Genomic DNA, 15,809 nt, shown 5'->3' with positions numbered 1-15,809 from the left:
GAGGCGTGACCGGACCAGCGAAGAGGGTGATCTGATGGCTTATTTCATCCCGACCGCACCCGAAGACGTGCCGCCGGCCGAGCTCGGCGAAGTCGAACTCTATCACGCGCATAGCTGGATCACGAGGTGGGTGTTCTGCCAGGACGCCAAGGTGATCGCGATCCAGTACTCGCTGACCGCCCTCGCCATCGGCATGGTCGCGCTGGTGCTGTCCTGGCTGATGCGCCTGCAGCTCGGCTTCCCCGAGGCCTTCGACTTCATCGACGCGCAGGCCTATTACCAGTTCATCACCATGCACGGCATGATCATGGTGATCTACCTGCTGACCGCGCTGTTCCTGGGCGGCTTCGGCAACTACCTGATCCCGCTGATGGTCGGCGCGCGGGACATGGTGTTTCCCTACGTCAACATGCTGAGCTACTGGATCTATCTGCTCGCCGTGCTGGTGCTCGTGTCGAGCTTCTTCGTGCCCGGCGGGCCGACCGGCGCGGGCTGGACGCTGTATCCGCCGCAGGCGATCCTCTCCGGCACGCCGGGCGGCGCCGAGTGGGGCATCATCATCATGCTGGCCTCGCTCGCCCTCTTCATCATCGGCTTCACCATGGGCGGCCTGAACTACGTGGTGACCGTGCTGCAGGCGCGCACCCGCGGCATGACCCTGATGCGCATGCCGCTGACCGTGTGGGGCATCTTCGTCGCCACCATCCTGGCGCTGCTCGCCTTCCCCGCCCTGTTCGTCGCGGCGGTGATGATGGGCTTCGACAAGCTGCTCGGCACCAGCTTCTTCATGCCCGCCATCGTGGAGATGGGCGCGCAGCTGAAATACGGCGGCGGCAGCCCGATCCTGTTCCAGCACCTGTTCTGGTTCTTCGGCCACCCGGAGGTCTACATCGTCGCCCTGCCCGCCTTCGGCATCGTCTCCGACCTGATCAGCGTGCATGCCCGCCGCAACATCTTCGGCTACCGCATGATGGTGTGGGCAATCGTGATCATCGGGGGGCTCAGCTTCATCGTCTGGGCGCACCACATGTATGTGAGCGGCATGCACCCCTATTTCGGCTTCTTCTTCGCCACCACGACGCTGATCATCGCCGTGCCCACGGCGCTCAAGGTCTACAACTGGGTGCTGACCCTGTGGCGCGGCAACATCCACCTCACGGTGCCGATGCTGTTCGCCATCGGCTTCATCATCACCTTCGTCAACGGCGGCATCACCGGCCTGTTCCTCGGCAACGCCGTGGTCGACGTGCCGCTTTCCGACACCATGTTCGTGGTCGCCCATTTCCACATGGTGATGGGCGTGGCGCCGATCCTGGTCATCATGGGCGCGATCTATCACTGGTTCCCGCTGATGACCGGCCGGATGTACGACGACCGCCTCGGCAAGGTGCATTTCTGGATCACCTTCCTCGGCGCCTATGCGATCTTCCTGCCGCTGCACTATCTCGGCCTGCTCGGCGTGCCGCGGCGCTATTTCGAGATGGGCGAGACCAGCTTCATCCCGCCTTCCGCGGCGACCCTGAACGAGTTCGTCACCGTGATGGCGCTGATCGTCGGCTTCAGCCAGCTGGTCTTCATCTTCAACCTGGTCTGGAGCACGTTCTGGGGCAAGGCGGCCGAGCGCAATCCGTGGAAGGCCACGACGCTGGAATGGCAGACGCCCGAGATGCCGCCGGGGCACGGCAATTTCGGCGACCGGCTGCCGATCGTTTATCGCTGGGCCTATGCCTATGGCATTCCCGGCGCGCCGCAGGACTACCTGCCGCAGAACGTGCCGCCCGACCTCGCGCGCGTCGACGAACTGCCCGAGGAGGAGAAGCGCCACAAGGCCGCCGCGGGAGGACACGCGTGAACCTGCTGCAGCAGCTGCGCGAGAAGCCCTGGCTGCCGTCGCCGGGGCCGGTGGTCGCGCTGCGCGACGGCAGCACGTTCTACCTGCCGGCGGCGACGCTGGGGCTCCGCGTGTTCTTCGCGGTGATCACGGTGGTGTTCTCGCTGCTGATCACGGCCTATGGCACGCGGATGGCGTTCGAGGACTGGCGCCCGGCGCCGCAGTTGGGCCTGCTCTGGTTCAACACCATCATGCTGCTGCTCGCCAGCGCCGGTATGCAGTGGGCGCGGTGGGCGGCACGGCGGGGCGACCGCGACAACCTGGCGATCGGCCTGCTCGGCGGCGGCATCTGCACCATCGCCTTCCTGGCCGGCCAGCTGCAGGCCTGGCGCCAGCTCGAGATGGTTCCGACCTTCGATGTGATGAGCCCGGCGATCGGCTTCTTCTACCTGATCACCGGCCTGCACGGCCTGCACATGGTCGGCGGCATGGTCGCCTGGGGCCGGGCGGCGGTGAAGCTCTGGCGCGGCCTCGACGTAATGCGCCTCAGGCTCAGCGTCGAGCTCTGCGCATCCTACTGGCACTTCCTGCTGGTGGTCTGGCTGGTGCTGTTCGCCCTGCTGTTCTCGGGCAACGACAACCTGCAGGCGATCCTGGTGTTCTGCGGCATCCGGTAGAGAGAGGGCGGGAGCATGGCGGAGAGCGTCACAAGACGCGAAGGCTGGAACGGCATCGCTACCGACTGGGCCTCGGACCAGCGGGCGTTCAAGGACGTCCCCTGGGGCAAGGCGATGATGTGGATCTTCCTGCTCAGCGACACCTTCATCTTCAGCATCTTCCTGCTGTCGTACATGACGGTCAGGATGTCGACGGTGGATACTTGGCCGAATGCGAGCCAGATCTTCTCGCTGCATATCGGCGGTTCCGACGTGCCCCTGATCCTGATCGCCATCATGACCTTCGTGCTGATCTCGAGCAGCGGCACCATGGCGATGGCGGTCAATTTCGGCTATCGCCGCGACCGGAAGATATGCACCTACCTGATGCTGGCGACGGCGCTGTTCGGCGCCACCTTCGTCGGCATGCAGGCCTTCGAGTGGAGCAAGCTGATCTCGGAAGGCGTGCGCCCCTGGAGCAATCCGTTCGGCGCGCCGCAATTCGGCTCCACCTTCTTCATGATCACCGGCTTCCACGGCACCCACGTGTCGATCGGCGTGATCTTCCTGCTGATCATCGCCCGCAAGGTCTGGCGCGGCGATTACGAGCGCGGGCGGCCCGGCTTCTTCACCAGCCGCAGGGGGCAGTACGAGGCGGTGGAGATCATGGGCCTCTACTGGCACTTCGTCGATCTGGTCTGGGTCTTCATCTTCGCTTTCTTCTATCTGTGGTGAGGGCGGCATGGCACACGCAGAGACGCATCACGCTCCGGCCGCCCAAACGGCACACGCCCAAGCGGCGCATGCCGAAGGCCAGCAGCACCCGATCGGGGTCTATCTCTGGGTCTGGGGCGCGCTGTTCGTGTTCAGCCTGTTCTCCTACCTGGTGGACTATTTCCACGTGCAGGGCGTGCTGCGCTGGTCGCTGATCCTGATCTTCATGATGATCAAGGCGGGGCTGATCGTCGCCATATTCATGCATATGCGCTGGGAGCGGCTGGCGCTGACCTACGCCATCCTGCTGCCGCCGGTCCTGGTGCTGGTCTTCGTCTGGCTGATGACGCACGAGGCGGACTATACCGCCATCACCCGCGACCTGTTCTTCGCGGCCGGAACCTAGCGCCCTACTCCACCGTCACCGACTTCGCCAGGTTGCGCGGCTGATCCACGTCGGTGCCCTTCAGCACCGCGACGTGATAGGCGAGCAGCTGGACCGGGATGGCATAGAGGATCGGGGCGACGAAGGGATCCACGCTCGGGATCTCGATGGTCGCCTCCGCCTCGTCGCCGATGCGGGCGATACCTTCCTTGTCGGACAGGAAGATGACGCGGCCGCCGCGCGCCATCACCTCCTGCATGTTGGAATAGGTCTTCTCGAACAGGTGGTCGGAGGGCGCGATCACGATCACCGGCACGGTCTCGTCGATCAGCGCGATCGGCCCGTGCTTCAGCTCGCCGGCGGCATAGCCCTCGGCATGGATGTAGGAGATCTCCTTCAGCTTCAGCGCGCCTTCCATGGCGATGGCGAAGCCGGTGCCGCGGCCGATGAACAGGATGTCGCGCGCCTCCATCACCTTCTGGGCGAGCTGCTGGATCGCCCCGTCATGGCCCATCACCTCGTTGGCGCGCGACGGCACCTCGGCGATGGCGGCCGACAGCTTCGCCTCGGTCGCCGCGTCGATGGCGCCGCGGGCCCGCGCCGTCGCGATGGCGAGGCAGGCGAGCACCGTGAGCTGGCAGGTGAAGGCCTTGGTCGAGGCGACGCCGATCTCCGGCCCCGCATGAGTGTGCAGCACCGCATGCGCCTCGCGCGCCATGGCGCTTTCCGGCACGTTGACCACGGCGAGCACATGCTGCTTCTGCGCCTTGGCGTAGCGCAAAGCGGCCAAGGTGTCGCTGGTCTCGCCGGATTGCGAGATGAAGATGGCAAGGCCGCCTTCCGGCATCGGCGCCTCGCGGTAGCGGAACTCGGAGGCGATATCGATCTCGACCGCCACGCGCGCCACGCGTTCGAACCAGTATTTCGCCACCAGCGCCGAGTAGTACGAGGTGCCACAGGCGATGATGGTGATCTTCGGCACCTTGGCGATGTCGAAGGGAAGCTGCGGCAGCGCGATCTCGCGCGTCGCCGGATTGAACATCGTGTTGAGCGTGTCGCCGATCACCGCCGGCTGCTCGTAGATCTCCTTGAGCATGAAGTGGCGATGATTGCCCTTGCCGATCAGCGCGCCGGAGAGCGCGGTGAGGCGCACCTCGCGGCTCACCACCTTGTCCGTCTCGTCGTGGAACACCGCGTTGTCGCGCCGCAGCACGACCCAATCGCCCTCTTCCAGGTAGGAGATCTTGTCGGTCATCGGCGCCAGCGCCATGGCGTCGGAGCCGAGAAACATCTCGCCCTGGCCCCAACCGACGGCGAGCGGCGAGCCGCGGCGGGCGCCGATCAGCAGGTCGGGATGCCCGTCGAACAGGATGCCGAGCGCGAAGGCGCCTTCGACGCGCTTCAAGGCCTTGGCCGTCGCGTCCTCGGGCGAGAGCCCCTGGTCGAGCAGATGGGTGATGAGCTGCGCCATCACCTCGCTGTCGGTCTCGCTCTCGAATTTGTGGCCGGCGCGGGTCAGCTCGTCGCGCAGCTGGCGGTAGTTCTCGATGATGCCGTTATGGACCAGCGCGACCTTGCCGGTCGCGTGCGGATGCGCGTTGCGCTCGTTCGGCACGCCATGCGTCGCCCAGCGGGTATGGGCGATGCCGATGGTGCCGTCGAGCGGCTCCTGGCTCAATCGCGCCTCGAGGTTGACGATCTTGCCCTCGGCGCGCCGGCGCTGGATACGGTCCGCCACCAGGGTGGCGACGCCCGACGAGTCATAGCCGCGATATTCCAGCCGCTTCAGCCCGTCGACCAGCCGCGGCACTGCCGGGCCTTTGCCGATCACCCCCACGATGCCGCACATGCCTGCCGCCTATCCCTTCTTCTGCTGCGCCGCCTTGCGGGCGCGCGCCTTGGCGCGGAAGCGCTCGGCCCCGCCCTGCACTTCCGTCTTGCCGCCGCGCACCACGGTCAGCGCGCCGGGCGGCACGTCCTCGGTCACGGTGCTGCCGGCACCGACGATGGCGTCGTCGCCGACCTTGACCGGCGCGACCAGCGCGGTGTTGGAGCCGATGAACGCGCCGGCGCCGATATCGGTGTGGTACTTGCCGAAGCCGTCGTAATTGCAGGTGATGGTGCCGGCGCCGACATTGGCCTTGGGCCCGACGCGAGCGTCGCCGATATAGGTGAGGTGGTTGACCTTGGCGCCGGCCTCGACGGTCGCCGCCTTCACCTCGACGAAATTGCCGATATGCGCTTCCTCGCCCAGCACCGTGCCGGGACGGAGCCGCGCGAACGGGCCGATCGTGGCGCCGTTGGCGACGGTCGCCTTCTCCAGATGCGAGAAGGCGCGGATCACCACGTCGTCACCGATGCTGACGCCGGGGCCGAAGAACACGTTCGGTTCGATCACCACGTCGCGGCCGAGCCGGGTGTCGTGCGAGAGATAGACCGTCGCCGGATCGATCATGGTGACGCCGCCGGCCATGGCCGCGGCACGCAGCCGGCGCTGCAGGATCGCCTCGGCGCCGGCGAGCGCGGCGCGGCTGTCGACGCCGAGCACCTCCTCCGCATCGCCCTCGACCACGGCACAGGCGAGGCCGCGCGCGCGGGCAATGCCGACCACGTCGGTCAGGTAGTATTCGCGCTGCGCGTTGTCGTTCCGGATCGCCTCGAGCAGAGCGAAGGCATGGGCGCCTTCGAGCAGCATCACGCCGGCATTGCAGAGGCCGATGGCGCGCTCCTCAGGCTTCGCATCCTTGAACTCGACGATGCGCTCGAGCCCACCCGGCCCGACCACGAGGCGGCCATAGGCGGCCGGGTCCTTCGGCCGGAAGCCAAGCACGACGACGGCTGCCCCTTTGGTCCGTGCGTCCAGCATCGCCTGCATCGTCGCCGTGGTGACCAGCGGCGTGTCGCCGAACAGCACCATCACGTCGCCGTCGAAGCCCTGCAGCGCCGGCTTGGCCGCCAGCACGGCGTGGCCGGTGCCGAGCGGCGGGTCCTGCACCGCGGCGACCGCGCCGGGCACGGCGGCGGCCACCTGGTCCATGCCCTTGGCGGTGACGACGACGATCCGGCCGGGCGCGAGCGCGCCGACCGCAGCGCCGACATGGGCGATCATCGGCCGCCCGGCCAGGGCGTGCAGCACTTTGGCCCGGGAAGACCGCATGCGGGTGCCTTGACCTGCGGCTAGGATGATTGCAGCGAAGGGCTGATGGCTCATTGGGGGCATCTCGATCGCTGGCGGAGCATGGTCCCCCGCCGGTTAACGGCGGATTAGCCAGTTAATGGACCACGAGAGGCGGAATGATCAAGCGATTGAACCGTAGCGCCATTGTGTTCGACCTGGACGGAACGCTGGTGGAATCCGCGCCGGACCTGCACGGCGCCCTCGTCCATGTGCTGGAACAGAGCGGCCGGCCGACCGTCACCCTGGAAGATGTCCGCCATATGGTGGGCGACGGCGCCCGGGCCATGCTGGAACGCGGCTTCGCCGCCACCGGCGGGCCGCTCGGAAGCGCCGAACTGGACGCGGCGATGCAGCTTTTCCTGCGCCATTACGGCGCCAATGTCGCGCGGCTCAGCCACACTTTCGAGGGGGTCGAGGAGGTGCTGGCCGGCCTGCAGGAGGCCGGCGCCGCGCTTGGCGTCTGCACCAACAAGCCGCAGGCGCTGACCGAGGCGCTGCTGGAAGAGCTCGCGATCGACCAGCATTTCGGCGCCGTGGTGGGCGGCGATGCGCTCCCGGTGCGCAAGCCCGACCCGGCGCATCTGACGGCGACCCTGGAGCGCCTGGGCCGCAGCGGCGCCCCGGCCGTCATGGTCGGCGATTCGCGGAACGACGTGGCGGCGGCGCGCGGCGCCGGCCTGCCGGTGGTGCTGGTCAGCTTCGGCTACACCACCATTCCGGTCCGCGAACTGGGCGCCGACATCGTCATCGATCACTTCGCCGACCTCCCCGCCGCCCTGGCCGAGCTCGGCTTCCGCGACTGACGCTTGCCCGCGGCGCATCTGTTCCGCCCTTCCGGCCCTCCCCCCGTGACAAACACAAAGCATGGGGGAGGGTTGGCTGGGGGCGGCCGGCGCACAACGACCGGCGGCGCATCTGTTCCCTCACCTCGTCGTGCCCGGGCTTGTCCCGGGCATCCACGGCTGTCGGCCGAGCTGCCGCAGGCGCGTGGGTGGCCGGGACAAGCCCGGCCACGACGGCAAAGGACCGGCGCATCTGTTCCGCGGCGCTTCTGTTCCGCGGCGCTTCTGTTCCGCGGCGCTTCTGTTCCGCGGCGCTTCTGTTCCGCGGCGCTTCTGTTCCGCGGCGCTTCTGTTCCGCGGCGCTTCTGTTCCGCCATGTCGTCGTACCCGGGCTTGACCCGGGTACCTATGGGCCAGCGGAAAGGTGTGAGTGGTAGGATCGTATTCACTTAACAAAGTTAGCACATAGCGCAATTTTTGGCAAGGCGCCAACCGAAAATTGGGACTAATCCGGCAATTCATCCCCGCGCCCGACATTGCGTACGAGGTCGGCGATGTCGGGGTGGTGCTGCAGGATCTCTCGCTGATGCGCCCTGAGGGCCGCCACCAGTTCGCCCTTGCGGCCGAGCAGTGTGTCGGCATAGGCGACCATCCGAGAATTCGGCCAGCAACGCGGCCGGACCCGGTGCAGGGCCGCGAAGGCGGTCCGCTCGCTGCCCGGCGCGAGCTGCGCCATCAGGATGGCCGCCGCCGCGGTCGAGCGCGAAATGCCCATATGGCAATGCACCAGGATCTTGCCGATCTCCGGCCGATCCGCCTCTACCCGCTCGCCGAAGGCCAGCACGGCCATGACATGGCTGACTTCCGGCGGATCGTATCCCGCGTAGTCCTTCACCACGTCGTGGAAGCGCAGCACCGACCAGTGCCGGGGCGCGAGCCAGCGGTCGACCGGCGGCTGCTCGGCGTGGGGGTCGAGCAGCGACAGGACGTGGGTCACACCGGCATCACAATGCCCGACGATTTCCGGGATGCCGCAGATGGTCATTCGGGTGGGGAGAGGCATGGGCCATAGATGGCCTTGTGCCCGCCTCGGCGCAACCTTGACGGCCCCGGGCGGCCCACCTATACCCACCGCCCTGATCCCTGGGGCCCAGCTTCCAGGCGCGGGCGGTTAGCTCAGTTGGTAGAGCACATCGTTCACATCGATGGGGTCGCAGGTTCGAGTCCTGCACCGCCCACCATCCAAATCCTGTCCGGCCCGGACCTGACGCAGGTCGCCAGCAGCGCGCCCTCAATGCGCTTTCAGCCGATCCCGCCGGGCGCTTCCCGCTCCAACCCGGAGTAAGATCGCCCACAGCCGGTCGACGCCATTGCCGCCATCGGCTGTTTCAGATCAAGGCGCTGGCGCCGCAGCCGGTGATCATGCGCGGCATGGTTCCGTCTGCGACGGGAAGCCGCTGCCCGGGCGCTATTGACCAGCTTGCCGCTGCGGCTCTACATTAGAATTATTCTAATCTGAACTGCAGGAGGATTCCTCCATGAACGCCAAAGCCGACGACACCGCGGGCAAATGCCCGTTCACGAGTGTGTCGAGCGGACGCCGGAACCGCGACTGGTGGCCGGAAGCGCTCGACATCTCGGTCCTGCACCGCAATTCGGATCTCTCCGATCCGATGGGCGAGAAGTTCGACTACGCCAAGGAGTTCAAGACCCTCGACCTCGACGCTGTGATCAAGGACCTGACGGCGCTGATGACGGCCTCGCAGGATTGGTGGCCGGCCGATTTCGGCCATTACGGCGGGCTGATGATCCGCATGGCCTGGCACAGCGCGGGCACCTACCGCATCACTGACGGCCGCGGCGGCGCCGGCGCCGGGCAGCAGCGCTTCGCGCCGCTGAATTCCTGGCCGGACAACGCCAACCTCGACAAGGCGCGCCGCCTGCTCTGGCCGATCAAGCAGAAATACGGCCGCAAGCTCTCCTGGGCCGACCTGATGATCCTGGCCGGCAACGTCGCGCTGGAATCCATGGGCTTCAAGACCTTCGGCTTCGCCGGCGGCCGCGCCGATGTGTGGGAGCCGGATGAGCTCTACTGGGGCCCCGAAGGATCGTGGCTGGGCGACGAGCGCTATAGCGGCGAGCGCCAGCTGGCGGAGCCGCTCGGCGCGGTGCAGATGGGCCTGATCTACGTGAACCCGGAAGGTCCGAACGGCAATCCGGACCCGGTCGCGGCGGCGAAGGATATCCGCGAGACGTTCCGGCGCATGGCGATGAACGACGAGGAGACCGTCGCGCTGATCGCCGGCGGCCACACGCTCGGCAAGACGCACGGCGCGGGCGACCCCTCGCTGGTCGGGCCGGACCCGGAGAGCGGCGCGCTCGAGGACCAGGGCCTCGGCTGGAAGAGCAAGCACAAGACCGGCATCGGCTGCGACGCCATCACCGGCGGCCCGGAAGTCACCTGGTCGCAGACGCCGACAAGGTGGAGCAACCACTTCTTCGACAACCTGTTCAAATACGAATGGGAGCTGACCCAGAGCCCGGCCGGCGCCAAGCAATGGCGGGCCAAGAACGCACCGGCCGATATCCCGGATGCCTTCGACAAGTCGAAGAAGCATGTGCCGACCATGTTGACGACGGATCTCTCGCTGCGCTTCGATCCGGCCTACGAGAAGATCTCGCGGCGCTTCTACGAGAACCCCGATCAGTTCAACGATGCCTTCGCGCGGGCCTGGTACAAGCTCACGCATCGCGACATGGGCCCGCGTCCGCGCTATCTCGGCCCGCTGGTGCCGAAGGAAGTGCTGATCTGGCAGGACCCGATCCCGGCCGTCGATCACCAGCTGGTCGACGACAAGGATGTGGCCGCACTGAAGGCGAAGGTGCTCGCGTCGGGCCTCACTGTGGCGCAGCTCGTCGCCACTGCGTGGGCCTCGGCTTCGACCTTCCGCGGCTCCGACAAGCGCGGCGGGGCGAACGGCGCGCGCATCCGCCTGGCGCCGCAGAAGGACTGGGAAGTCAACGAGCCGACGCAGCTCGCGACCGTGCTGCAGAAGCTCGAGGCGATCCAGAACGACTTCAACGCTTCCGCGACCGGCGGCAAGAAGGTGTCGCTGGCCGACCTGATCGTCCTCGCCGGCGGCGCGGCGGTCGAGAAGGCCGCCAAGGACGCGGGCTTGGACGTGAAGGTCCCCTTCACGCCGGGCCGCATGGACGCGTCGCAGGACCAGACCGATGTCGACTCCTTCGCGCCGCTGGAGCCGCGGGCCGACGGCTTCCGCAACTATATCGGGGGCAGGACCCAGTTCATGAAGCCCGAGGAGGCGCTGGTGGACCGAGCGCAGCTGTTGCGGCTGACCGGGCCGGAGATGACCGTGCTGGTCGGCGGCTTGCGGGTTCTGGGCGCGAATACCGGCGGGTCAAAGCACGGCGTCTTCACCGACAAGCCGGGCACGCTGACCAACGACTTCTTCGTCAACCTGCTCGACATGAAGACGCAGTGGCAGCCAGGCAAGACCGACGGCGAGTATGAAGGCCACGACCGGAAAACCGGCAAGCCGCGGTGGACCGGCACGCGGGTCGACCTGATCTTCGGCTCGCATTCGCAGCTCCGCGCCTTCGCGGAGGTCTACGCGGCCGCCGATGCGAAGCCGAAGTTCGCGCAGGACTTTGTCGCGGCCTGGGCGAAGGTCATGGACGCCGACCGTTTCGATCGGCGCTAGACCGGAGAGGGTCCCGGCGGCAATCGGCGGGCGTCCGCCGCCAAGCGTTCTGAAGACCATGAGCCAGACAGCGCCGGCGTGCTGTCTGGCTCTTTCTTTATCCAGCTCTCGAATGGTCGATGGCGGCGCAACATTGTTGACCCGACAGCCAAGCTCGGCCACGGTTGCGGCAGGCGTGACATCGTCGGGAAACCAACTTCCCGCAGCCGGCGGCCGAGACCGTCAGGCGACATCTGGGCTGCCCGCGCGACGTGCGGCGGCCTCAAGAAAATCAGCCGCCTGCGGTTGCCTGCCAGGCCGCCTTCCTGCCCGATCGTCGAGGGCCCAATCGTCGAGGGAGGGACGATGCGATCTCGTATGCTTGTTGTCGGCGCCATTCTGCTGCTGGCCGCCGTCGCCGCCATCTATGTCGCGTGGAAGCCGAAGCCGGCGGAGGAGCCCGTCGCGGCGAAGCCCGCCCCCGGCGCCATGCCGCTCGGCGCCACGCGCGGCGCCCGCATCATTCCGGCCGACCGGGACGTCGCCACCCTGGGCCGCGCCTTCGACAGCGTGACCGGCGAATTTGTCGGCACCGGCGGCTGCCTCACCGATTTCACCGCCGGCGCGGGCGGCGGTCCGGAGACGACGATCCGCCTGGTCGAAGTGACCGACCAGTACAGCCTGATGAATGCGCTGGATATCGACGTGTCGGCCCAGGGCAAGGTGTTCGGCGTCGGCGCCAGCGGCAAGGGCAAGTTCGTCACCTCGGTCAAGGTCACGCAGAACCGGCAGAGCTTCGCCCTCTATGCCCGGGCCGACCGTACCGGCGAGACCCTGGTGCCGGAGAAGGGCAAGAGCTTCGTCAACCTGACGGACCAGGCGCTCGGCTTCCTGAAGACGGGCGAAGACGAATTCCGCGAGCGCTGCGGCGACAGCTTCGTCTCGGCCATCTATGTCGGCGCCGAGGCCTTCGGCCTGCTGAGCTTCAACGAGCAGAGTCGCGACAAGCGGCGCGAGATCGCCGTGTCGATGAAGGCGTCGGGCGTCGGCTGGTCGGCCGCGGCCAGTGCCGACAGCAAGTACGAGGAGTACCGCAAGTCGGGCCGCACCGAGATCGTCTACAACCAGAAAGGCGGCAGCGACGTGCCGCCGAGCGACTGGGCCTCGCTCAAGGGTTCGGCCGGCGCGGTGGCGAAACGTGCCCAGGGGCCTGATGCCGTCCAGGTGTCGTTCCAGATCCTGCCCTATTCGAAATCGGTGGTCGGCAACTGGCCGAACCAGCCGCTGACGCCAAGCCCGGATCTGCTGGAGCTCGTCTATTTCCGCGGCGCCTACGGCACCATCCTGCAGACCATCGACGACATTCTGGCCGATCGCGACATGGCGGCGCGCGTCTGGCTGCTGGATCGCGGCGTCACGCTCGCCCAGCTCGGCGACCTGCAGGTCAAGGTGCAGTCGCTGCGCCAGGCCGCCGACAATCTGATACAGGCCTGCATGACCTGGCGCCCGGGCAAGGCGAAGCCGCAGGGCTGCGGCTCCACCGACGAGCTCAAGCGCACGCTGACCGCCGGGCCGCGCCTGGTGCACCCCTATGCCCTGCTGGCAGAGCTGCCGCTGCAATTCGCCGGCGGCGGCGCGGCCGAGCATTTCCTGAGCGAGGGCGACCTGCGCACCGAGCTGTTCACGCGCAACCTGCTCACCACGCGCGATGCCGTCTGCCGCTTCCAGGCGGATCAGGGCGCGCCCCACCCCGCCTGCATCGCCGAGAGCGAGCTTCAGAGCAAATACGAGGCCGGGATCCCGGTGCTGGCGCCGGCCGTCGGCAGCGACAACGGCCATGTGGTGTTCGAGAGCGAATCGACCAGCCGGGGGCAATGTCTCACCGCAGCCAAGGCGGGCGCCAAGGATCAGGCCGCCTTCGCGTCGCCGTGCAATCGGGCGAAGCCGGCAGCGGCCCTGCAACGCCTGCAATGGGCTGGTTCCGGACAGCTGGTCATTCGCAATGGTGCCTGCCTGGCCGGGGCGAACAAGCTGGGCGCGCGCCCGGCGCCGCACAACTGCGACACCAAGGAGCCGTTCCAGCTCTGGCGCTTCGTGCCGACCCGTCAGACGACGATCGACACCGGCAAGGCATTGCATGGCCTGCTGCAGAACGCGCATGGCTGGTGTCTGCAGCATGTCGGCACCGGCGCGGCGCTCGCCGCGGCCGTCTGCAATCCGGTCAACGCGATGCTGTGGACGGCGCACAAGGTGCCGTGACGACACCGGCCCATGACGACACCGGGCGGCACCCGGGTCGTCAGCCGAATGTGCAACCAGGACTTCCAGCCTTCGCGCGCCTCGCCCCCGCAGCTCCGGCGACTCTGGTAGGCTGCTGTCGGTGATGGTCAATCGCGGCTCCGCCGCACCCCCTCCGTGACTTACCTGCTTCTCAAATACCTGCACGTGATCGGCGCTGTGGTGATTCTCGGCACCGGCAGCGGCATCGCCTTCTTCATGCTGATGGCGCATCGCAGCGGTGACGTCGCCTTCATTGCCCGCACCGCCGAGGTCGTGGTGCGCGCCGACCTGCTGTTCACCGCGACCGCGGTCGCCGTGCAGCCGCTGACCGGCTATCTGCTGCTGCGCGAGTCCGGGCTCGCCTGGACCGAAAGCTGGCTGGTCGCCGCGCTGGTTCTCTACGGGGTCGCCGGCGCGTTCTGGCTGCCGGTGGTGTGGATGCAGGCGCGCATGCGTGACCTCGCGCGCGCCGCGGCGGCAACGAACGCACCCTTGCCGGCGGCGTATTACCGCCTGTTCCGGCTCTGGTTCGCCTTCGGCTTTCCGGGCTTCGGCTCCGTGCTGGCGATCATCTGGCTGATGATTGCCAAGCCGGATCTCTAGACGCCATGGCCGGCACGCTGCCGACCATCGCCGTGCTCGGCGCATCCGGCCTGATCGGCGGCGCGGTCGCGGATACGCTGGCGGCGGAGGGCTTTCCCGTCGTGGCGATCGCCCGGCGCTTCACCCTGTCGCAGCGCGAGCGGTTCGGCAGCGCCGCTCTCGAACAGCCGATCGTCGATCTGGACGGCGCCGCGCTGGCGCGCCTTATCGAGACGGCCGGCGCCGATATCGTCGTCAACTGCATCGGCGTGCTGCAGGACGGTCCGCGCGGCGGCACCGATGCGGTGCATCGCGCCTTCGCCGCGCGGCTCGCCGCCGCGCTGGCGAGCCGGGGCGGCAGCCTGCTGGTTCACCTTTCCGTGCCGGGCCGGCCGGAGGACGATCCCACGCCGTTCAGCCGCAGCAAGCGGGCAGCGGAGCAGGCGATCGCCGATGCCGGCATCCCCTGCGTCATCTTGCGGCCCGCCTTCGTGCTGGCGGCAGCGGCCTATGGCGGCAGCGCCCTGATGCGGGCGCTCGCCATGCTGCCGGTCGCGCTGCCGAGGAAGGAGGCCGCCTCGGCCTTCGTCATCACCGACATCGACAACATCGCCGCCACCATCGCCATCGTCGCGCGGCGCTGGGCCGATGGCGAGCGGCGCTGGAACGCCACCTGGGACGTCATGACACCGGAGCCGCTCACCGTCGGCGACGTGGTCGCCGGGCTGAGGCGCCGGCTCGGTGGGCCGGACCCACATTGTCCACTGCCGGGCTGGTTGCTCCGGTGCGGCGCCGGCGCAGGCGACGCCGCCGCAGGGCTCGGCTGGTCGCCGCCCATGCGCAGCACGGCGCTGCGCGAGCTGCGCCGCGGCGTGACCGGCGATCCTGCGCCCTGGATGGCGGCGACCGGCATCGCCCCCACCCCGTTCCCTGCCCTGTTGCAGCGGCTTGCGGCCACGGTGCAGGAGAAATGGTTCGCCCGGCTCTATCTGCTCAAGGCCCTGGCGATCATGACGCTGGTCGTGTTCTGGGCGATATCGGGGCTGATCGCCTTGACCGTCGCCTTCGGACCGGCAACGGGCATCCTGACCGCGCACGGCTTTCCGCCGCAGCTGGCCGCAGTCGTGACGGTAGCGAGCAGCCTGCTCGACATCGGTATCGGCATCTGTATCGCCTTCCGCCGCACGTGCCGGATCGGACTGATCGCCGGCATCGGCGTGTCCCTGTTCTACATGCTGGGCGCGGCGGCGATCACGCCCGAACTGTGGATCGAACCGCTCGGCGCGCTGGTCAAGACCGGCCCCGCCATCGTCCTGATGCTGGTCGCACTCGCGATCCTGGAAGAGCGATGACGGACCCGCTTCCCGCCTGGCCGGTCGCATGATCCTCGACCCACCCGGCTGGCGCGGCGAGCAGTAACGCCGGCCTCTCCGCCAGCGAATACTGCGACGACAGCGGTTCAATCCGGGTGGCGCGCGGGCAATTCGGTCGCCTCGCAATGATCGCCCCGGCAACGACGAATTCTTGCTGGCGAGCGAGATCGATATTTATCCACAGGCACAATCTTCACCATGCAATCCCGTCCAATTCCAAAATACTTATATTCTCCGGCTAATTGTGCGTCTCGGTTGTGTATCAACAGCAAGGCATTATCAGATTCTACAAATAATCTACTTTTGCATCATACCCGAAGATATACC

At 67.5% G+C, this 15,809-nt stretch carries 12 protein-coding genes and 1 tRNA gene; 10 read left to right on the top strand and 3 right to left on the bottom strand.

The genetic code is table 11. The features are described 5' to 3' along the window. Positions 1–34: 34 nt before the first annotated feature. From DT074_RS01105 to DT074_RS01090, 4 genes are read left to right on the top strand one after another with little or no spacing between them, the layout of a single operon-like run. Positions 35–1,852, top strand: a complete 1,818-nt coding sequence (locus tag DT074_RS01105) for a cytochrome c oxidase subunit I (RefSeq protein WP_119417937.1) — start codon at positions 35–37, stop codon at positions 1,850–1,852. Then, on the top strand, positions 1,849–2,508 hold the full coding sequence (locus tag DT074_RS01100) for a cytochrome c oxidase subunit 3 (RefSeq protein WP_119417936.1): 660 nt from the start codon (positions 1,849–1,851) through the stop codon (positions 2,506–2,508). The genes DT074_RS01105 and DT074_RS01100 overlap by 4 nt, the downstream gene beginning before the upstream one ends. 15 nt (positions 2,509–2,523) lie before the next feature. After that, positions 2,524–3,222: a heme-copper oxidase subunit III family protein gene (locus tag DT074_RS01095; RefSeq protein ID WP_119417935.1), complete on the top strand. Its 699-nt coding sequence runs from the start codon at positions 2,524–2,526 to the stop codon at positions 3,220–3,222. Positions 3,223–3,229: 7 nt separating this feature from the next. Then, positions 3,230–3,607, top strand: a complete 378-nt coding sequence (locus DT074_RS01090; RefSeq protein ID WP_119417934.1) for a cytochrome C oxidase subunit IV family protein — start codon at positions 3,230–3,232, stop codon at positions 3,605–3,607. A gap of 4 nt (positions 3,608–3,611) precedes the next feature. Here the strand turns inward: DT074_RS01090 and glmS are convergent, their stop codons facing one another. Together glmS and glmU are read right to left on the bottom strand one after the other, a co-directional pair. Then, complete coding sequence (gene glmS, locus DT074_RS01085) at positions 3,612–5,435, bottom strand: glutamine--fructose-6-phosphate transaminase (isomerizing) (protein ID WP_119417933.1); 1,824 nt, start codon at positions 5,433–5,435, stop codon at positions 3,612–3,614. A 9-nt stretch (positions 5,436–5,444) separates the two neighbouring features. After that, on the bottom strand, positions 5,445–6,797 hold the full coding sequence (gene glmU, locus DT074_RS01080; protein WP_119417932.1) for a bifunctional UDP-N-acetylglucosamine diphosphorylase/glucosamine-1-phosphate N-acetyltransferase GlmU: 1,353 nt from the start codon (positions 6,795–6,797) through the stop codon (positions 5,445–5,447). Positions 6,798–6,880: 83 nt separating this feature from the next. Between glmU and gph the strand changes: the two genes are divergently transcribed. Next, positions 6,881–7,567 (top strand): phosphoglycolate phosphatase, encoded by a 687-nt coding sequence (gph, locus tag DT074_RS01075; protein ID WP_119417931.1) that lies wholly within the window; start codon positions 6,881–6,883, stop codon positions 7,565–7,567. A 484-nt stretch (positions 7,568–8,051) separates the two neighbouring features. On the opposite strand, the gene DT074_RS01065 is transcribed toward gph, so the two are convergent. Beyond that, positions 8,052–8,543 carry a tyrosine phosphatase family protein gene (locus tag DT074_RS01065; RefSeq protein ID WP_162914538.1) on the bottom strand — a complete coding sequence of 164 codons (492 nt, stop codon included), beginning with the start codon at positions 8,541–8,543 and terminating at the stop codon, positions 8,052–8,054. A gap of 168 nt (positions 8,544–8,711) precedes the next feature. Here DT074_RS01065 and DT074_RS01060 point away from each other — a divergent pair. The 5 genes from DT074_RS01060 to DT074_RS01040 all read left to right on the top strand — a co-directional run bounded on the left by DT074_RS01060 (position 8,712) and on the right by DT074_RS01040 (position 15,461). Continuing rightward, positions 8,712–8,787 (top strand) — tRNA-Val (locus DT074_RS01060). Positions 8,788–9,084: 297 nt separating this feature from the next. After that, the gene (katG, locus tag DT074_RS01055) at positions 9,085–11,268 is read left to right on the top strand and encodes a catalase/peroxidase HPI (RefSeq protein ID WP_119417928.1); all 2,184 of its coding nucleotides are present in this window, start codon (positions 9,085–9,087) and stop codon (positions 11,266–11,268) included. A gap of 345 nt (positions 11,269–11,613) precedes the next feature. Next, positions 11,614–13,506, top strand: coding sequence for a hypothetical protein (locus tag DT074_RS01050; protein ID WP_162914537.1), 1,893 nt, complete (start codon positions 11,614–11,616; stop codon positions 13,504–13,506). Between the two features lie 156 nt (positions 13,507–13,662). Continuing rightward, positions 13,663–14,130 carry a DUF2269 family protein gene (locus DT074_RS01045; RefSeq protein ID WP_119417926.1) on the top strand — a complete coding sequence of 156 codons (468 nt, stop codon included), beginning with the start codon at positions 13,663–13,665 and terminating at the stop codon, positions 14,128–14,130. A 5-nt stretch (positions 14,131–14,135) separates the two neighbouring features. Beyond that, entirely contained in the window at positions 14,136–15,461 is a 1,326-nt protein-coding gene (locus DT074_RS01040) for an SDR family oxidoreductase (protein ID WP_119417925.1), read from the top strand. The last annotated feature ends 348 nt before the right edge of the window (positions 15,462–15,809 follow it).

Source organism: Desertibaculum subflavum (genome assembly GCA_003576705.1).
Lineage (GTDB): Bacteria > Pseudomonadota > Alphaproteobacteria > Ferrovibrionales > Ferrovibrionaceae > Desertibaculum > Desertibaculum subflavum.
Note: the sequence above shows the minus strand (reverse complement) of the source record. Positions and strands in the feature narration are given on the sequence as shown.